The sequence below is a fragment of the Serratia ureilytica genome (genome assembly GCF_017309605.1).
Taxonomy (GTDB): Bacteria; Pseudomonadota; Gammaproteobacteria; order Enterobacterales; family Enterobacteriaceae; genus Serratia; species Serratia ureilytica.
This window is the reverse complement of sequence record NZ_CP071320.1, coordinates 1699382-1717937: the sequence shown is the minus strand read 5'-3', so window position 1 is coordinate 1717937 and position 18556 is coordinate 1699382. Positions and strand designations below refer to the sequence as shown.

Genomic DNA, 18556 nt, shown 5'->3' with positions numbered 1-18556 from the left:
CACAAAAGGTTCACGATGGAAACATTCTTCACCATATTGATCTTATTGCTCACCGTCTCGTTGTCCGGCGTCGTGACGCGCATATTGCCCTTCCAAATCCCGCTTCCGCTGATGCAAATCATCGTTGGCGCCGTGTTGGCCTGGCCGCAGTTTGGGTTGCATATCGACTTCAATCCCGAGCTTTTCTTGATGCTGTTTATTCCCCCGCTGCTGTTCGCCGACGGTTGGAAAACGCCGGCGCAAGAGTTCATCCATTACGGCAGAGAAATCCTTTGTCTGGCCCTGGTGCTGGTGATCATCACGGTCGTCGGGGTGGGTTATCTGATTCACTTCCTGCTCCCGTCAATCCCCCTCGCCGCCGCATTTGCCCTGGCCGCCGTTCTGTCGCCAACGGACGCCGTGGCGCTGTCCGGCATCGTCGGTAAAGGACGCATGCCCAAACCCGTGATGAGCGTAATTGAAGGGGAGGCGCTGATGAACGACGCCTCCGGGTTGGTTTCCCTCAACTTCTCCATCGCTGTCGCGCTCGGCGCGATGGCGTTTACCCTGGAGAGCGCCTTTCTGACCTTTCTTCAGGTATCGATTGGCGGGGTGCTGTGCGGCATCATTATTGTCTTTCTCTATAATCAAATGGTTAAGTTCATCCATAAATGGATGTATAACGATTCCGCCACCCAGATTATTTTCTCGCTGTTATTGCCCTTTTCCTGCTATCTGATTGCGGAAAGAATCGGCGTATCCGGCATCCTGGCCGCCGTCAGCGCCGGCATGATGATTGGCCAATCCAAAGTGAATCGCAGCATGCCGCTGGTGCGTTTACGCACCAATAATATTTGGGAAATGCTCGAGTTCGTGTTTAACGGCATGGTGTTTATTCTGCTTGGGCTGCAGCTGCCGGGCATCTTGAACTTCACCGTGGCGCAAACCGGTATCGATCATTCCATCAGCCTGGAGACACTGCTGGCTTACGTGGTGATCATCTATTTTAGTTTGATCGCCGTGCGTTTGATTTGGCTGTGGCTGATGAAGGTCGGCAGCGCGACCCTGATGCGCAAAGATCCGCTGTTATTTTCGAAATTCAGCACGCGCGATCTGTTCGTCGCCGCCTTTGCCGGGGTGCGAGGGGCGGTGACCCTGGCGGGCGTGCTGTCAATTCCGCTGTTTCTATTGGATGGCTCGCCATTCCCGGGGCGGTATCAGCTGGTGTTTATCGCCTCGGGAGTCATCTTGCTCTCGATCGTCGTCGGCATCGTCACGCTGCCCTTCCTGTTGCGCGGCAATCTGCCGCCGGAAGAAGATCAGGAAGAGGCTTTCTCCGTTTCAGAAGCCTTGGCGAGCGCGGCGACCAAGGCCGTCAACGAAACCAAGGAAAAGCTGCTCGTCGCCCCGCCGGACGACGCCACGCCGGAACTGATTGAAGAAACGACGCGGCGGATGCTGGACGTGCTGCAACGTAAAATTCTGACTAAAGAAGACGTTAAGAATATCGTGGCGCTGAAGCGGCTGGAAAAGCAGCTGTACTTAGCCTCGTTGCACGCGGAAAGAGAAGAGCTGTACCGGCTGCGCCGCATGAAGAAAATCAGCCATGAGAAACAGAGAAAGCTGCTGCATCGCATTGATATTACTGAGGTGCTGATCGCTGAAGACAGCGTTTAAACGAGGAGATGAAGGCGGTTCACCCCCCGCCTTCGGCGCGCGATTGCCGGCCCAACGCCGCAATCGCGCGCCGCAATCGAACGGGAGCTCACGCCACGTCCGCCGTTCGGCTATCTGTGGTACCACGCCTTGAAATACTTCAAAAAGCTGTAGGACACCGCGTAAACGCCGGTCACGGCCCCGACCCGGCCCGCTTTCCAGGCGCCGCTGAAAATGTACCACTTGAAAAATGCGCCGATGGCGCTAATCACCCCTCGGAGAATCGATGGCCTTATCGCCTTGTATTTCACCACGCGCGCCGTATAGCTGTTCAGCTTGGCAAACACTTCCTCGATTGAGAAAAAAGTGTCGTGTTTAACGTGCCCGGCCAGTATCAAGGTGGATGCGCCCCCTTCCGCCGCATCATCTACCGGCGCATCATTGAACTTCACCACCTGGCGATGAAAAAAGCGAATGGGGAAATCTGGTGACGAGACGGGATAAAGCGTTCTGACCGCCTGTCCCAACACAAACCAATCGCGACGAATGCGATAGGCGTTATTTTTGTCGGGGCCTGGGGTGCGCTTGAAAAGCCGCATCGCGTCGACCGCTTCATCATCCATGATCTCATCGCTGTCCAGGCACAAAACCCAGTCATGTCGCGCGCGGGATATGGCGTAATTCATTTGCCGGCCATGGGTTTCAAACGGGTGATAAAGAGGCTTGATATTGAAGTCGTCGCAAATGGCCAAGGTGCCGTCAGTACTGCCCGAATCCACCACGATGATTTCATCGGCGAACGCCGCCACAGGTTGCAACACGTCACGCAGCAGGCGCGATGAATTAAACGTCAATAAACACACGGAAATCCGGTTACAAAAATCCATTTTACAATCCACGACACTGAGAAAATGCAGTCCATACCAAAAACGGCGGGCGCGCCGTGCAAAAGCGCGCGCCCAAAGCGCTTCTCCTGCCCCGAGCGCCTCTTCAATTAAGTATTTAGAATATTGGCTGCCCTGTCATGCCCTGGATGATGGCATCTGACTATTTCATCAATTTCAATAAAATCAATGAGTAACCAGAATTAAGCTCGGGCGTTCACCGCACCGGCTCACGCGCCGGCGGGCGCCGAGCGCGAGAGCGGCGCTTGGCGGCGCTTTGGTTTTGTTATAACGTATCAAAAAAAGTAAAGGGAAGACGACGATGAAAATCCAGCTGTCGCTGCTGTTTCTCAGCCTGTTGGCCGGCAAGGCTGCGGCGTTTCAGTCAAAAGTGCCCGAGCCACGCACCGAACAGGCGCGTGCGGCGGAACAGAACATCGAAAATCTGTTTTACGGCTTTCACGCTATGGATGCCCAGCCGGTGAATATCGGCCGCTGTGAGGCGGTGCCGGTGGCGGGATGCCAGTGCGCCTTCTGCACCCAGCTGCGGCAGGCCGGGCGCTGACGCTTTTATTCCAGCGCATACTGCACGATCAGCTGCCCTTTCTTCATCTTTACGCCGGTAATCGCGATCGCGCCCACCTCGCCCAACGTGGCGACATGCGTGCCGCCGCAACCGTAGGCAGGCAGATCGCCGAAACCGATCTGGCGCATCCCGTCCACCGCCTGTTGGCGACGCGGCAAATCGGCGGCGATCAGGCGCGCCAGCTCCGCGTGTAAAAACGCCGCCTCCAGCGTCTGTACGTCCGGCCCCGGCGTGAACGTGATGCGCCCTTCTCCCGGCCAATGATGCGCTTTCATCGGCCGCCAACCGCGGGTTTCCCCCAGCCAGCCGATCAGATGGCCGCCGGAGTGCCAGCGGGCGTGCAGCCGGCGTTGCGCTTCGTCGACCTGCATATTGACCGGCCCGATCGGCAGCGGCGCCGCGGTATAGTGCAACACCCTATCCCCCTGCTGCTGCACCCGCAACACGGTGACGCCGTTCAACGCTCCCACGTCGGCCGGCTGCCCGCCGCCCTGCGGGTGAAACAGCGTGGCGTCCAGTTCCACGGCGTAAGCGCCCGCCTCGGCCGGCTCACAGCTCAATACCTGCGCCTGGCCCTGTAAATCGTCGCTGTAGTAATAACGTCGCTCGGTCATCATTTTTCTCCTCGGTTCGAAGAGCCATTATATTCATGTCATAATCGGAGCATAATCCGTCGCCATCACAATGGACCTTTGCGTCATGAGCACAAATCTTTCTTACGCGCTGTTGGCCGAAATGGCCGTTTTCGTCCAGGTCGTGGAGAGCGGCAGCTTTTCCGCCGCCGCCCGCAAACTGGGCGCTTCACCTTCCGCCGTCAGCCGCAGCGTGGCGAAGCTCGAACAGGCGCTGGCGCTGCAGCTGCTGCATCGCACCACCCGTAAACTGCGGCTGAGCGAAAGCGGCGAAGAGGCGTTTGCGCACTGCCGCACCCTGCTGGCGGCGGCCGACGCGGTGATGGCGATCGGCGGGCGCGGCGCCGCAGAGCCCGAAGGGCTGGTCAGCGTCAGCGTGCCCAAGGCGGTAGGCCGTTTCGTGCTGCATCCGCACATGCCGGCGTTCCTGCGACGTTATCCGAAGGTGGACGTGAGGCTGCGGCTGGAAGATCGTTATATGGATCTGATCGACGACCGCGTCGATCTGGCGCTACGCATTACCGATCGCCCGTCGCCGGGCTTGATCGGCCGTCAGCTGATGCGAATAGACCACCTGCTGTGCGCCACGCCGCACTATCTGGCGCAGCACGGCGCGCCGCAGCACCCGCACGATCTGGCGGCGCACAGCTGCATCTATCTGGGAGAAACGCCGAGCGACGCGCAATGGAAGTTCCGCCGCAGCGGCAAAACGGTGACGGTCAAGGTGCGCGGCCGCTACGCCGCCAACCACACCGGCGTGCGGCTGGACGCGGTGAAACGGCATATCGGCATCGGCAGCCTACCGTACTTTACCGCCCGCCAGGCGCTCGACGAGGGCGAGATCGTGCAGGTACTGCCGGAATGGGATTTCCTCAGCAGCTATCACGGCGGCCTGTGGTTGCTTTACGCGCCCAACCAGTATCTGCCGCCCAAACTGCGGGTGTTTATCGACTATCTCGTCGCCTGCCTGGCGCAGGAGCCGCAGCTAAAGCGCCTTGCGTAGCGTGATGTTGATGCGGTGCGGCCCCACCAGCGAGTGGTAGCCTTCCTTGACCGGCAGGATGCCGTGGAAACAGAGCCGCGACGGGCCGCCCCACACCACCACGTCGCCGTGCGCCAGCGGGATGCGCCGCGCCCGATCGCTGCGTTGCAGCCCGCCGAACTGAAATACCGCCGGCAACCCGAGCGACACCGAGACGATCGGCGCGCCGAAGTCGTGCTCGTCTTTATCCTGATGCAGCGACAGCTTGCTGCCCGGATCGTAACGGTTCATCAAACAGGAATCCGGCACGAAGGGGCCAAAGCCCGCCTGCTGCGCGGCTTCGTCCGCCAACGCCATCAGGAGCGGTGGGATCGGCGGCCAGCGTTTGCCGCTGCGCGCGTCGCGTTCCGAGTAACGGTAGCCGCGGCTGTCGCTGGTCCAGCCGTTGCCGCACCAGCTCATCGCCACCGACATCACGTGCCCGCCGGGGGTGGTCAAATGCTGCCACGGCACCTGCGCCACCACGCCCCGCACCGCCGCCAGCAGTGCCGGCCCGTGATCGCGCACAAAGCCGTGCATCACCACCGCGCCGGGGGCGATCTCTTCACGCCACGGCGGCGGCAGCGCGTCTTCAAAAAGATCGATTGTCATCGCCAAAACCTGTATGAATACACAGTATCCATTGTAACCCGACGCCGCCGATTGTCCAGCGCCCGGCTGCGCCATTGTCGTTGGCGGCAAATTTCTCTACAGTAGCCGCCATAAAATCAATCACTCACCAGGAATGCGTGTGATTAAGGGCATCACTCTTTCGGTCGTCGCCTCCATCTTGTTCGGCGCGATGTATTACTTCACCTCTACCCTCACCCCGCTGAACGGCGAACAGGTCTACGGCTGGCGCACGCTGCTGACGCTGCCGTTCCTGACGCTGTTCATGGCGCTGTCTGGCGATTGGCGCAAGGTGAGCGACACGCTGGTCGGGATAGGCCAACGGCCGCCGCGTCTGCTGGGCCTGCTGCTCACCTCGGCGCTGCTGGGGGTGCAGCTGTGGCTGTTCCTGTGGGCGCCGCTGCACGGCAAGGCGCTCGACGTGTCGCTCGGCTATTTTCTGCTGCCGCTGACCATGGTGCTGGCGGGCCGTTTGATCTACCGCGATCGGCTGTCGCTGCTGCAAAAACTGGCGGTGGCGTGCGCCGTGGCGGGGGTGGGCAATGAGCTGTATCAGGCGGGCGGCGTATCGTGGCCGACGCTGGTGGTAGCGCTAGGGTATCCGCTCTACTTTATTTTGCGGCGGCGTTTCGGCACCGACAATCTCGGCGGCCTGTGGTGCGAGCTGACGCTGATGCTGCCGGCGGCGGCCTGGTTCGCCTTCGGCGACGGCGGCGCGGCGGCGCTGCAGATCAATGCCGAGCTGTATTGGCGCATTCCGCTGCTCGGCGTCATCAGCGCCGTGGCACTGGTGTGTTACATCCTCGCAAGCCGCATGCTGCCGTTCAGCCTGTTCGGCCTGCTGAGCTATGTGGAACCGGTGCTGCTGGTGCTCGTCGCGCTGCTGCTCGGCGAGAGCATCAGCCAAAGCGAATGGCCAACCTATCTGGCGATCTGGCTGGCGGTGCTGCTGCTGGCGGCGGAGGGCGCGCGGCACCTGCTGCGCCGCCAGCGGGTCTGACTCAGGCGGCCAGCGTGGCGCCGCCGTCGATCACGATGTCCTGCATGGTGATGTGGCTGGCCAAATCCGAGGCCAGGAACAGCACCGCGTTGGCGATCTCGTCCGGACGCGCGATTTTACCCAGCGGGATCCCCAGCTTGAACATCTCGGGGAAGCCGGCGATGGTGCGTTGCTGCGCATCGTCGGTCTGCCACATGCCGCGCTGCATCGGCGTGTCGGTCGAGCCCGGCGACACCAGATTGCACCGCACGCCGAACGGCGCCATCTCCAACCCCACGCAGTGGTTCAGGCTGGTCAGCGCCGCCTTGGAGGCGCAGTAGGCCGCCATCTGCGCGCGCGGCACGTGCGCGGCGTTGGAGCCGATGCTGACGATCGCCCCGCTGCGCTGCGCCTTGAAGTGCGGCAGCACGGCGCGAAACAGGTAAAACGCCCCCGAGGCGTTGACGTTGATGCACTGGTGCCAGTCATCCACGCTCAGATCTTCGGTATTGCCCATGCGCAGAATACCGGCGGCGTTGACCAACACGTCCAGTCGCGGGTTCTCCGCCAGCTGTTGGCGGCACACCGCCTCCACCAGCTCCGGCCGGCTGATGTCCAACGTCACGCAGGGGTAAGGCAGATCCGGATTGGCGAATTCTCGGTCAAACCCCACCACCTCGGCGCCCTGGGTCAAAAAGTGGCGGGCGATCTGCTCGCCGATGCCGCGCGCCGCGCCGGTCACCCACACGCGTTTGCCGGTGAAATCCATCTGAATGCTCATGCGCGCACCGCCATCCGGGCGCACCGCCGGGTCATGTTGTTGTTCATCGTTGTCTCCTGCGAAAGGCTATGACGCGGCGCGGACTGCGCCGCAAAGAGGCCTACAGCGCGCCGCTGTTCAGGCCGAAAGCGTTGAGCATGGTGCCCAGTTTGGCGGTGGTTTCCATCCACTCGGACTGCGGCGTCGAGGCGGCGACGATGCCCGCGCCGGCGAACAGCCGCACCCGGTTGCCGCGCAGCAGCCCGCTGCGGATGACGATCGCCCACTCGCCGTCGCCGTTGGCGTCGCACCAGCCGACAATGCCGCTGAACAAGCCGCGATCGTGCGGTTCCAGAGCGGCGATCAGCTGGCGGGCGCTTTCGGTCGGGAAGCCGCACAGCGCCGGCGTCGGATGCAGCAGGCAGGCCAGCTGCATCACGTTGAGATTCGGGTTCAGCAGCTCGCCGCGAATGCGGGTGGACAGGTGCCACATGGTGCCGGTGCTGAGCAGCGACGGGCCGCTGGGTACGCTCAGGGTGGCGCACAATGGCGCCAGGTGGCGGCGAATGTCGTCGATCACCAGCTTGTGTTCGTATTTGTCTTTGGTCGAGCGCATCAGGCGCTCGCTGCCGAGGCGATCCTGCTGCGGATCGTCCTGTCGGCGCGCCGAGCCCGCCAGCGGATTGGTGTGGATCTCGCCGCCCTGCTTGCGGATCAGCAGTTCAGGGCTGGCGCCGATCAACACGCTGCCATCGGCCAGCGGCAGGGAGAAGTGGTAACCGGTCGGGTTCTGCACCATCAGGTTATTGAGGATCCGGTGGCCGGCCACCGGCTGCTCCAGCTCGATATCGAGGATGCGCGACAGCACCGCCTTGTCCAGCTTGCCTTGTTTAAAGCGGCTGACCGCTTCCGCGACCGCGTGTTTGAATCGCGGTTCGTCTGGAATACTGGTGCAGGCGACCAGGCGATGCGGCTGTTGCAGCATCGGGCGCGCGGCGCGGATAAAGCTGTCGTTGGCGACGAATCGGCTTTCTTCAGGTATATACAGGCAGGAAGGCCGGCGCGTGTCGAACGGAATGGCGCCCACCACCACCGGGGCCGCCTGGCCGGCGGCTTTGGCGCGCGCCAGCGCCTGGCGAATATGCTGCGCCAGCGCGCTGCCTTCCTGCTCGCCGCCGAACGCCGGCGTCTCGATACGCTCAAACACGCCGTGGGCGGAGAGGGAACGGAATTCAGACCGGTACAAAAAGGTCGATTGTTCGGCGTACTCAAACCCGGAGAAGGTTTGGTTTTCTGTCGTCAGTGTCGCCACAAGACCACTCCTTTGTTGCGCCTCACCAATGATAATGTTTATGCGAATAATTATCATTAGCTGTAAAGGGTGGGTAAATTACACCGGATCCCCACCGTCGGTCAATCTCCGATGAATGAATCTTTCCGCACGCCGCGGCAAATTCGCGTTACGCCACAACAAGAAATAACACACTGTTATTATTGTGTTTTAGCAAAAAATAAAAGTCGTGACATCGTCACCTTCACGCCAAAACCGCCCGGCGAAACGCCGTCCGGCGCAGCAATGCGGCGTCAACGTGGTGAGCAGCGCCAATTCGAACGTCTGCCGCTGCGCATCCACCGCCACCATCCGCGCATCAAGAAAATCGAAATATCGGCGCACCTGCGGGTACAGCGCTTTGAACAGGCTCTCTTTGGCGGAAAACGTCAGCGTCAGCAGCTCGTTGAACGGCAGCGTTTCGCCCAGCAACGTCTCGCGCTCCACCGGTGAAACGATCGCGTTCCACAGCTCCTCCGCTCGCGCCACGGACAGCAGCGTCTCCACATCCAGCCCAACGCCGCCCAGCCCGCTCTCTCGGTGTACGGCGCACAGCGCGGTATGCGAATTATGGCTCAGCGCCCCGGCGATGCCCGGCGGCCACTGCGGCGCGCGATCTTCGCCGCGCGCCAGGGTGAAATCGGCGAAACCGAGCGGCGCCAGCAGCTGTCGCGCCAGCACACGCCCGGCCAGATACTCCGCACGGCGTTTCGGCACCGCGCGCGCCAGGTGGTCCGGCAGCGTAAAGCCCGCCTCGGGAAAACTGTCGTCGCGATACTCCGCCAGCGCAAACTGGCAGCGCGCCACCTGGCCCGGATAGCCGTCCGGCGTGAAAAATTCGATATTGCGGATAAAAGTAGGCAACGGCGGTATCCATGATAAGCAGGCAGGCTGATGATGTTAGCCCCCGAAACGGCCTGCAACAATGACCCTGGGCAAAATAAATGGCGTTAAGTCCCGCGCGGCGGCGCGTTGGGCGAAGTGGGAAAAGGCCTCTCCCCCGCATTCGGGAGAGAGGCCGGGCATTACAAGATGCCTTTCATGGTCTTCTCGAAATCGCTCCAGGCGCAGAAGCCGTCTTTATCGATCGGGCAGCCTTTCAGCGCCAGCGTCACGCGCTGCGGCGGGGTTTGCAGCGTCAGCGGCGTCGCCTTGCGCAACTGCTCGGTGGACTGATAGACGTACTCGATCTTCAGCAATTCACGGTCGTTCTGCGCGTCGCGCCAGCGCTGGAACACCAGTTTGCCGCCGATCGGCGTTTTCTCGTACTGCTGCGGCAGCTGATACGGCTGGAACTGCATGGCCGACAGCAGCGAGGCGATATTGGAGTCGTGGCCCACCAGCACCGTCAGCTTCGGCGCGTCCGGTTTGCGCTCGCCCAGCAGCGCGTTGTTGATGTAGGTCAGCAGCGGCTTGGCGACGTTCTGCGCCACCACCGGCGAGGTGAACAGCGAATCCTGATAGCCGTCTTTCAACTGCGCCAGCTGCTGCCACTGGTGCGGCGTGGCGATTTTGCCCCAGGCCACCTCTTTCATCGGGAAACCTTCGTAGTACTGCAGCATAAAGGCGTCCACCAGCGAGTTGCCCACCCGCAGCGGGCCGGAGACGCCCGGCTCTTTGCCCGGCACCGCGCTCATCACGCTGGCTTCTTTGGTCAGGTCACAGTGTTTGTCGGTCTTGCAGGCGGCGGAATCCTTGTAGTCGATGATCTTCGCCAGCTGTTGGTAAGAAGCGTCCAGCTTCAGCGATCCCAGCGCGGCGTTCATCGCCGCCAGCGCCTGCTGGTTGAAGGCTTCGCCGGTGTCGGTGATGATCGGGTTGAAAGTCGGATCCATCTCGCCCATCTTGTCCTGATGGTGCACGCTGACGTCGCAGCCGGGGAACGCGCCGTTGCTGAAGAACTGCGCGGTGGCCACCGTGCGTTGCAGGCTGTTGGCGTAAACGTATACGCTGCCGGCGGTCGGGCAGCCCTCTTGCGGCAACAGGCCGGTCTGCTTCAGCCAGGCGTTGAAGTAGTGCCCCATATACACTTCCAGCACCCCGCCCTTGGTGGTCAGCTGGCCGCCCGGCGTTTCCCAGGCCGGCCAGGCCTTCGGCGTGGACTGCGCCAGCACGCTGCCGTTGTTGGCCAGCGGTGCACGCAGGTTATGGCGGCTCATCACCAGCACCTGTTCCAGTTGATAACCGCCGGCGTCCGCCAGCGCGTTCCCGGTGAATAACAAAGGCAGGCACAGCAATAACGTTTTTTTTCTCATCCGCAGAGGCTCCCGGAAAATGATTATTTTTAAGGTGTTAGCGTTTGCCTGCGTATGATGGCGGGGTTAGTGTGACAAGTGTGTGACAGGGTTCACGGGAAAAGATCGTACCAGCGGCCACCGGGCGGCGGCCGCTGTGCGTCAACTCAGTACCACAGGCTCATGATTGGCCAGCCGATCAGCAGCAGCGCGGCGATGTACACCACGCCGAGAATGCCCCCCAGGCGCCAGTAGTCTTTCGACTTCACATAGCCGCAGCCGTAGATGATCACCCCTGGCCCGGTGGCGTACGGCGTCAGCACGCCCATGATGCCGATCGACAGCACCAGCAGCATCGACAGCTGCTCCATCGGCACGCCCGGCAACCCTTTGCCGACCGCCAGGATCACCGGCAGCATGGTGGCGGTGTGCGCCGACAGGCTGGCGAACAGGTAGTGGGCGAAGTAGAACACCAGCACCAGCGCCACTACCGTCATGTTCGGCGAGAAGCCGTCCAGGTGGGTGCTCATGGTCTGGGCGAACCAGTCGATAAAGCCGGAGCGCGTCAGGCCGTTGGCCATCACCACCAGCGTCGCCAGGTTAACCAGCGTATTCCAGGCGCTGGAGTATTTGGTAATGTCTTTCCACGACACCACGTGCAGCGCCAGCATCAGCGACACCGCCAACAGGCACACCGCGGTGGCGTCCAGCACCTTGCCGCCGAACACCCACAGGCACAGGCTGAGCAGCACCAGGCCGATCAGGGTGTACTCCTTGCGCGTCAGCTTGCCCATTTCCCCCAGCGCGGTATTCGCCCAGGCGGCCACTTCGCTGCTGTGGGTCACGCCCGGTTTGTAGAGGTAGTAGGAGATCAGCGGCGCGATGATCAGCAGCAGCAGGCCGACCGGCAGGAATGCCAGGAACCACTGCATCCAGCTGATGTGCACCCCGGCTATCTTGCCGACGAACTCGATGCCCAGCACGTTCGGCGCGGCGCCGGTGACGAACATCGAGGAGCTGATGCTGGTGCCGACCACCATCATCCACATCAGGTAGCCGCCGATGCGGCGCGAAGAGGGATCGTTAGGGAAGGAATCGAACAACGGCGGCAGGTTTTTCACCACCGGGAACACCGTGCCGCCGGTGCGCGCGGTGTTGGACGGCGTGAACGGCGCAAGCAGGATATCGATGATCACCACCGCATAGCCCAGCGTCAGCGTGCGCTTGCCCATGAATTTCACCAGGAACAGCGCGATGCGCCGCCCCAGCCCGGTGGCCTCGTAGCCCAGCGCGAAGATAAAAGCACCGAACACCAGCCAGACGGTGGTGCTGGAGAAGCCCGCCAGCCCCCATTTCAGCGCCTCTTTACCGGCCTTGAAGCCCGGCTCCGCCAGTTCCTGCGCGCCGAACAGCACCCAGTTGGCGCTCAGCACGCTGACGGTCACCGCGATAAAACTGATGGCGGTGGCCGGGATCGGCTCCAGAATCATGCCGACGATCATCGCCACAAAGATGGCGAAATAGTGCCACGCCTGCGGCGGCATGCCGTCGGGCACCGGTATCAATAACAGGATCGCGAGCACCGCCAGCGGCGCTATCGCTTTCCAGATCTTTTCCTGGGTTTGGGACATAGGGACTCTCCTGAAGGCTTGGTTATTATTCTTGGGCACCCAGCTGCGCCAGCAGCCAGGTCACTATCAACAAGTCGGCGCTGCCGCCGGGGCTGAGGTTGCGGGCAATGCAATCGGCATCGAAGCGCCGCAGGCGCGCCAGGCCCGCCTCCCCCGCCGAGCCGCCCTGCGCCAGCAGTAAAGCCGCCCGGCGCCGCAGCCAGCGCAGCCCGCGCAGGCCGCCGCGCGAGGCGACGTTGGTGTCATCGTTGTGGGCCATCAGCCACAGCAGGCTGTCCAGCAGCGCCCGCTGTTCGTCGCCGCCGGCGGCCAGCCGTTGCCGATACAGCGGCAGCGCGCCGTCAAGCACCAACCGAAAACCGGATTCCGCCTCGCCGCGCGCGCCGCTGAGGCCATACGCAGCGAACAAGCGCTGGCCGGCGGTCTGCCCGGCGTTGTTGCATCGCAGTTCGCTGTCCACCAGCCCTCGGCACATCGCCGCCACTTCGGCGCATAACGATGCGGCGCTGATGGCCCGGCCCTGCTGCTGCAGGCGGCCGAAGGCGGCGCACAGCAAACCGAGTGAGAACACGCTGCCCTTGTGGGTGTTAATGCCGCCGGTGGCGCGAAACATCTGGTTTTCACAGGCCAGGCCGAGCGGCCGCAGCCGCGCCAGCTGCCGCTCTGCCGGCAAAGCCGCGTCTTCCCGTCCGCGCTGGATAAAACGCGGCAGCCACACGCCGATGGCGCGGGCGCTGCGATAGAAGTGCCCGAGATCCATGTCGCGGTGGGCGCCGGTGTTATGGCGATCCACCAGCCCCGGCTTGGGCGTGAGGTTGACTTCTACCAGCAGCGCGCGGAAAGCGGCGCGGGCGAAATCGCAGGCCGGTTCGGCACGGTGGGCGGGCAGGTTAATCGGCAGAGATCGCATCGTTGAACATCCTTTCCATTTCATGCAGCAGCTGCTCGCTGCTGTGCCGCCGCTGGCGGGCGCAGATCTTGGCCGGTTGGCCGCACAGCAGGCAGCGCCGTTCCGATAGGCCGATGTCGCGGCGCGACAAAATGCGCCCCTGCGTATCCAGCACGTCGATATCCCACAGCCGGCCGATCGGGCGGCTCACCTCCAGCTGCATGGCGCAGTCCTTCACCCGCTGGGCATCGGCGCGCAGCGCCACAAACCCTTCGCAACCGGTGGCGAGCGCCAGCGCCTCGGCCTGCGGGCTGGGCCAACCCTGTTCGGCGCACAGTCGCAGCAGCGTCGCCCACCCCAGGTTGAAGATGCCGCGCGTCAGCGCGCTGTCCTTCACCGGGCCGGGCACCACCAGCGTCAGCACCAGCAGCGTGCACTCGTGCTGCGCCAGCCACGCCTGCTGGCGCGCCTGACGGCATTCGCGGCTGGTGAGCAGCTCCGGCAGGCTGACCGCACGTTCGGCGGCCAGTTGAGGATCGACGGCGGCCATCGTTTACTCCGCCACCTGATGCACCACGTCGATCACCGAGCCGTCGCGGTAGCGCACCACCGCTACCACCTTGTCGGTAAACGCGATCGGCTGCGGTTCGCCGGTCAGCTGCAGCGCGCGGGCGCGCAGCCAGTCGATGCTCACCACCTCAAGCCCGGCCTCCCGCAGGCGCTGCGCCAGCTCCGGCCGCGCCGGGTTGACGGCGATGCCGTGGTCGGTCACCAGAATGTCGATGCTGGAGCCCGGCGTGACGCAGGTGGTCACCTGTTCCACCAGCGTCGGGATGCGCCCGCGCACCAACGGCGCGACGATGATCGCCAGCCGCGCGGCGGCGGCGGTGTCGCAGTGGCCGCCGGACGCGCCGCGCAGCACGCCGTCGGAGCCGGTCAGCACGTTAACGTTGAAGCCGGTGTCGATTTCCAGCGCGCTCAGCACCACCACGTCGAGCCGATCGACCGACGCGCCCTTGGAGCTGAAGTTGGCGTACTGATTGGCGCTGATTTCGATATGGCGCGGGTTGCGCGCCAGCGAGGTCGCCGCCGCCCGATCGAAGCTCTGCACGTCCAGCAGCTTGCCGATCAACCCTTTCTCGTGCAGATCCACCATGGTCGAGGTGATGCCGCCGAGGGCGAACGCGGCGCGAATGCCGCGGGCGCGCATCTTGTCCTCCAGGAAACGGGTCACCGCCAGCGAGGCGCCGCCGGTGCCGGTTTGCAGCGAGAACCCTTCGGTGAAGTAGCCGGAACCGGCGATCACCTCGGCGGCGCGACGGGCGATCAGCAGCTCGCGCGGGTTCGAGGTCATGCGCGTGGCGTCTGCGCCGATCTTGTCGGCGTCGCCCACCCGCTCCAGCTGCACGATCAGATCCACCCGATCCTGCGCCAGGCTGGCAGGATGATGCGGATACGGCACCAGCTGCTCGGTCAGCAGCACCACGGTGCCCGCCGCCTCGGCGTCCACCCGCGCATAGCCGAGCGAGCCGCAGCAGGCTTCACCGCTGTAGCCGTTGGCGTTGCCGAACTCATCGCAGGCCGGCACGCCGAGGAAGGCCACGTCTATCTTCAGCTCGCCGGATTCGATCAGATTGACCCGGCCGCCGTGCGAGTGAATTTGCACCGGCTCCGCCAGCAGGCCGCGCGATACGGCGTCCGCCAGCGGGCCGCGCAGCCCGGAGGTGTAAATGCGGCTCACCACGCCGTGGCGGATATGCTCAACCAACGGCGCATGGCAGTCGGTCAGCGAGCTGGAGGCCAGCGTCAGGTTGCGGAACCCCATCGCCGCCAGCGTCTCCATCACCTGATTGAGCGCCAGATCGCCGCCGCGAAACGCATGGTGGAACGAGATGGTCATGCCGTCCTGCAGCCCGCTGCGGCGCACCGCTTCCTGCAAGGAGTCGCACAGCTTGAGATCGCGCGGTTTACGCGCCTGCAGATTGGCTTTGGACACGTCCTGATAGCCCGGCAGATCCGCCGGGTTGGCGAAGGTCATCAATCGTTGTTGGCGGTTCATCATGCTTCCTCCCCGTGCTGCGCCGGTTCTTCCCGTAAGCCGGACAGCGCGGCGCGCTCCAGCACCAGCCGGGCGCGTTCAATCACCGGGCTGTCGACCATTTTTCCGTTGAGCGACACCACGCCGCGCCCTTCCCGCTCCGCCGCTTCGGCGGCGTCCACCACCCGCTGCGCGTGCGCCACCTCTTTGGCGGTCGGCGCGTACAGGTTGTGCAGCAGCTCAATCTGGCGCGGGTTGATCAGCGATTTGCCGTCGAAGCCGAGCTGTTTGATCAGCGCCGCCTCCTGCAGGAAACCGGCCTCGTTGTTGGCGTCGGAGTAGACGGTGTCGAACGCCTGAATGCCGGCGGCGCGCGCCGCCTGCAGCAGCGAGCAGCGGGCGAACAGCAGCTCAATGCCCTCCGGCGAGCGTTCGGTGCGCAGGTTGCGCACATAGTCTTCCGCCCCCAGCGCGATGCCGATAAGACGCGGCGAAGCGTGCGCGATCGCCACCGCGTTGGTGATGCCCTGCGCCGATTCGATCGCCGCCAGCAGCCCGGTGCTGCCTACCGGCCGGCCGCAGGCCGCCTCGATGGCGGCGATCTCGCGCTCCATGTCAACAACGTCCTGCGCGCTGTCGGTCTTCGGCAGGCGCACGATGTCCGCGCCGCCGCGCACCACCGCCTGCAGGTCCGCCAGGCCGTAGGCGGAATCGAGCGCATTGACGCGCACGATGGTTTCCACCTCCTGGTACAGCGGATGCTGCAACGCGTGGTACACCAGCCGGCGCGCCGCGTCTTTTTCACGCAGGATCACCGAGTCTTCCAGATCGAACATCAGCGCATCGGCCTGATAGATAAAGGCGTTGCTGACCATCGCCGCGTTAGCGCCGGGAACGAACAGCATGCTGCGGCGCAGCCGGGTTTTATTCAGCGTTTTCATCTTTCGCCTCCCACGGCAGTTGGCCGCTCTCGCAGGCGCGCATCAGCGCGGTTTCCAGCCGGGCGCGCAGCACACAGTCCAGCGCCCCTTTGTCGTCGACGATCACCTGCACCGGCTCCACCTCATAACGCTGCAGCACCTCCAGCAGGGTGCGGCGGATCGCCGCGCCGAACTGTTTTTCCACGCTGCTGGCGATCAACAGATCGTGCTGCGGCCCCTCGGCGGGCGCGATGCGCACCATGACATCGCTGGATTCCAGCGTGCCGGCCATTGCTTCTCGGATAATTTTCATCATTCACCTGATTGTGCGGACTCAAAAGGATGCGGGGCCGCCTTGGCCCGGCGCTGCGTTTGCAGATCCTGCAGGTAGTACAGGGTGTCCGGCGGCACCAGCGGCGCGGCGGCGTGGAAGTCCCCCGCCGCCAGCAGCTTGCGCACCCAGGAGGCGGAGATCGCCGTGCCCTGATATTGCAAACGCTCGATTTCCACCAGCGCGATCGGCGGGCTGGGCAGCGCCGGCGTTTCCAGCCAGTAGCGCATGTCGCGGTTGTATTTCGCGGTCACCGCGCAGAACGGCTCGTTGCCGACGAAGCGGTGGGTGATGCCCAGCGCGGGCGCCAGATACTGGCGGAAGATCTTCAGATCGATTTCGGTGTAACAGTCGTCGGCCACGCCCTGGTCCTTGATGAAGTAACAGGGGAAGGTGGCGCGCGAGATCACGTACTGCGAGCCTTCGTGTACCGTGAGGTTGGGGATGTCGGCGGTGCCGGCCAGCACCAGCCGGCGCCGGTCTTCATAGCTGAAGCGCGAGGTGTTTTCCTTCACCAGAAACAGGTGCAGCCAGTCGCAGCGCTTGGCCGCCTGACGCACCAGATACTGATGCCCGCGGGTGAAGGGGTTGGCGTTCATCACGATACTGCCGATGGTGTCGCCCGGCCGGCGCTGGCTCGCCAGCTGGGCGGCGTAGCGCTTCAGGCGGCACGGGCTGTTTTCCATCAGCACCACGATGCCCGGCACGGTGGCGATCGGGTAGAAACCGCACTGGCGGAACAGCGGCTCGTTCTGCACCTTGGTGTAGATAAACAGCTGGGTGTGGTGGCGCTCGTAGGCCAGGTTCACCAGCTCGGTCGCCAGCGCCAGCGCCAACCCTTCGCCGCGCATCAGCGGGCTGATGGCGACGCATTTGATAATATTGTCGGCGATGCCGCCGCAGGCGACCAATTTGTCGTGCTGGGTAACGGTAATAAATATTTCAACCGTGGTATCGATATTCAGATCGTTACTGCGCAAGAAGGCGCTTATTTCCGAAATCGCTTTATGATCCGATCGCTTTACCCGATTAAATACGGCATCGCCTAACATAACACGCTCTCTGGGTTAACTGGCAAACAACAAATGAAATACAAAAAGGCATTTTAATTAACATCAGAAATGGCAATTAAAACCTTAAAAACCATGAAGATAAAATCATCCCCTCGTTCGATAAACCCATGGTAAGCAGAAAAAAAACGCGGATTATTGACCTATTTCACAAACCGATCCCGGTTAATAAGTTATTTAATGTTCTTTATTTGCTTAATTAATCTTATGGTGTTTATTATTGAGATAATCTTTATTTGGCGCCGCAATTCACTTACATTCACTTAGCATTTTTATTGCAATTACGGGTCGCACTATGGAATGGCTGAACATCCTGATCGTTGAAGACGAAACGCCGCTGGCGGAGATGCACGCGGAGTTTATCCGCCAGAACGGCGGCTGCCGCCAGATTTGGCTGGCCGGCACGCTGGCGCAGGCGCGCGCCATGACCGAACGCTTCAAGCCGGATCTGATCCTGCTGGACAACTTTCTGCCGGACGGCCAGGGCATCACCCTGCTGCGCGAACTGACGCTGAGCGGGTATCGCGGCGGCATCGTGTTCATCACCGCCGCCAGCGACATGGCCACCGTGGCCGAGGCGTTGCGCTACGGCGTGTTCGACTACCTGATCAAACCGCTGGCCTATGACCGGCTGAGCCAGACGCTGCTGCGCTTCAGCCAGCGCCGCGAAGCGTTGAAGGACAAAGCGCGCCTCAACCAGCGCCGCATCGACGAGATGTTCAATACCTACGCCCGCAGCGAGCAGCAGGCGGCGCTGCCCGCCGGCATCGACGAGCTGACGCTGAGCAAGGTCCGCGCGCTGTTCGCCGAACCCGCCGCGCGGCACACCGCTGAAAGCGTTGCGCAAAAAATGGGGCTCAGCCGCACCACCGCGCGCCGTTATCTGGAGTTTTGCACCGCCGCGCAGCAGCTGCGCGCCGAGATCATTTACGGCAAGGTAGGCCGCCCACAGCGGATCTATCGCGCCGACGAGCCGCATTAACGGT

General features: G+C 62.9%; 19 protein-coding genes. 5 read left to right on the top strand and 14 right to left on the bottom strand.

Annotated features, from left to right (window positions below; all coding sequences use genetic code 11):
* Nucleotides 1-15 precede the first annotated feature (15 nt).
* On the top strand, nucleotides 16-1656 hold the full coding sequence (locus tag J0X03_RS07955; protein ID WP_016927100.1) for a Na+/H+ antiporter: 1641 nt from the start codon (nucleotides 16-18) through the stop codon (nucleotides 1654-1656).
* A gap of 110 nt (nucleotides 1657-1766) precedes the next feature.
* Here the strand turns inward: J0X03_RS07955 and J0X03_RS07950 are convergent, their stop codons facing one another.
* Nucleotides 1767-2522 (bottom strand): glycosyltransferase family 2 protein, encoded by a 756-nt coding sequence (locus J0X03_RS07950; RefSeq protein WP_094143562.1) that lies wholly within the window; start codon nucleotides 2520-2522, stop codon nucleotides 1767-1769.
* 319 nt (nucleotides 2523-2841) lie between these two features.
* Here J0X03_RS07950 and J0X03_RS07945 point away from each other — a divergent pair, with 319 nt between their 5' ends.
* Nucleotides 2842-3084 carry a hypothetical protein gene (locus J0X03_RS07945; RefSeq protein ID WP_015378427.1) on the top strand — a complete coding sequence of 81 codons (243 nt, stop codon included), beginning with the start codon at nucleotides 2842-2844 and terminating at the stop codon, nucleotides 3082-3084.
* 5 nt (nucleotides 3085-3089) lie between these two features.
* On the opposite strand, the gene J0X03_RS07940 is transcribed toward J0X03_RS07945, so the two are convergent.
* Nucleotides 3090-3719, bottom strand: coding sequence for a serine-tRNA(Ala) deacylase AlaX (locus J0X03_RS07940; RefSeq protein WP_033643701.1), 630 nt, complete (start codon nucleotides 3717-3719; stop codon nucleotides 3090-3092).
* Nucleotides 3720-3804: 85 nt separating this feature from the next.
* Between J0X03_RS07940 and J0X03_RS07935 the strand changes: the two genes are divergently transcribed.
* Entirely contained in the window at nucleotides 3805-4740 is a 936-nt protein-coding gene (locus J0X03_RS07935) for a LysR family transcriptional regulator (protein ID WP_047574552.1), read from the top strand.
* On the opposite strand, the gene alkB is transcribed toward J0X03_RS07935, so the two are convergent.
* Nucleotides 4723-5370, bottom strand: a complete 648-nt coding sequence (alkB, locus tag J0X03_RS07930; RefSeq protein ID WP_160204402.1) for a DNA oxidative demethylase AlkB — start codon at nucleotides 5368-5370, stop codon at nucleotides 4723-4725. The genes J0X03_RS07935 and alkB overlap by 18 nt on opposite strands.
* A 139-nt stretch (nucleotides 5371-5509) precedes the next feature.
* Here alkB and rarD point away from each other — a divergent pair, with 139 nt between their 5' ends.
* Nucleotides 5510-6388, top strand: coding sequence for an EamA family transporter RarD (gene rarD, locus J0X03_RS07925; protein WP_033643705.1), 879 nt, complete (start codon nucleotides 5510-5512; stop codon nucleotides 6386-6388).
* A gap of 1 nt (nucleotide 6389) precedes the next feature.
* On the opposite strand, the gene dhbA is transcribed toward rarD, so the two are convergent.
* From dhbA to citC, 11 genes are all read right to left on the bottom strand, one after another.
* The gene (gene dhbA / locus J0X03_RS07920; RefSeq protein WP_033643707.1) at nucleotides 6390-7148 is read right to left on the bottom strand and encodes a 2,3-dihydro-2,3-dihydroxybenzoate dehydrogenase; all 759 of its coding nucleotides are present in this window, start codon (nucleotides 7146-7148) and stop codon (nucleotides 6390-6392) included.
* A 100-nt stretch (nucleotides 7149-7248) separates the two neighbouring features.
* A complete protein-coding gene (locus J0X03_RS07915) occupies nucleotides 7249-8439 on the bottom strand; it encodes an isochorismate synthase (RefSeq protein WP_103100979.1) in 1191 nt (396 codons plus the stop codon).
* 189 nt (nucleotides 8440-8628) lie between these two features.
* Nucleotides 8629-9321, bottom strand: a complete 693-nt coding sequence (locus J0X03_RS07910) for a 4'-phosphopantetheinyl transferase family protein (RefSeq protein ID WP_160204403.1) — start codon at nucleotides 9319-9321, stop codon at nucleotides 8629-8631.
* Between the two features lie 161 nt (nucleotides 9322-9482).
* Nucleotides 9483-10712, bottom strand: coding sequence for a bifunctional glucose-1-phosphatase/inositol phosphatase (gene agp / locus J0X03_RS07905; protein WP_049204984.1), 1230 nt, complete (start codon nucleotides 10710-10712; stop codon nucleotides 9483-9485).
* 146 nt (nucleotides 10713-10858) lie between these two features.
* On the bottom strand, nucleotides 10859-12322 hold the full coding sequence (locus J0X03_RS07900) for an anion permease (protein WP_033643712.1): 1464 nt from the start codon (nucleotides 12320-12322) through the stop codon (nucleotides 10859-10861).
* Between the two features lie 25 nt (nucleotides 12323-12347).
* Nucleotides 12348-13232 carry a triphosphoribosyl-dephospho-CoA synthase CitG gene (gene citG, locus J0X03_RS07895; protein ID WP_103100978.1) on the bottom strand — a complete coding sequence of 295 codons (885 nt, stop codon included), beginning with the start codon at nucleotides 13230-13232 and terminating at the stop codon, nucleotides 12348-12350.
* Complete coding sequence (gene citX / locus J0X03_RS07890; RefSeq protein WP_160204404.1) at nucleotides 13213-13761, bottom strand: citrate lyase holo-[acyl-carrier protein] synthase; 549 nt, start codon at nucleotides 13759-13761, stop codon at nucleotides 13213-13215. Before citX ends, citG begins: the two co-directional genes overlap by 20 nt.
* A gap of 3 nt (nucleotides 13762-13764) precedes the next feature.
* Complete coding sequence (gene citF / locus J0X03_RS07885; RefSeq protein WP_028130661.1) at nucleotides 13765-15270, bottom strand: citrate lyase subunit alpha; 1506 nt, start codon at nucleotides 15268-15270, stop codon at nucleotides 13765-13767.
* Nucleotides 15270-16190 (bottom strand): citrate (pro-3S)-lyase subunit beta, encoded by a 921-nt coding sequence (gene citE / locus J0X03_RS07880; protein WP_016927085.1) that lies wholly within the window; start codon nucleotides 16188-16190, stop codon nucleotides 15270-15272. Before citE ends, citF begins: the two co-directional genes overlap by 1 nt.
* Nucleotides 16174-16482: a citrate lyase acyl carrier protein gene (citD, locus tag J0X03_RS07875; RefSeq protein WP_046687418.1), complete on the bottom strand. Its 309-nt coding sequence runs from the start codon at nucleotides 16480-16482 to the stop codon at nucleotides 16174-16176. The genes citE and citD overlap by 17 nt, the downstream gene beginning before the upstream one ends.
* Nucleotides 16482-17552, bottom strand: a complete 1071-nt coding sequence (gene citC / locus J0X03_RS07870; protein WP_004940809.1) for a [citrate (pro-3S)-lyase] ligase — start codon at nucleotides 17550-17552, stop codon at nucleotides 16482-16484. Before citC ends, citD begins: the two co-directional genes overlap by 1 nt.
* A gap of 313 nt (nucleotides 17553-17865) precedes the next feature.
* Here citC and dpiA point away from each other — a divergent pair, with 313 nt between their 5' ends.
* Entirely contained in the window at nucleotides 17866-18552 is a 687-nt protein-coding gene (gene dpiA, locus J0X03_RS07865) for a two-component response regulator DpiA (protein WP_160204405.1), read from the top strand.
* Nucleotides 18553-18556: the final 4 nt, after the last annotated feature.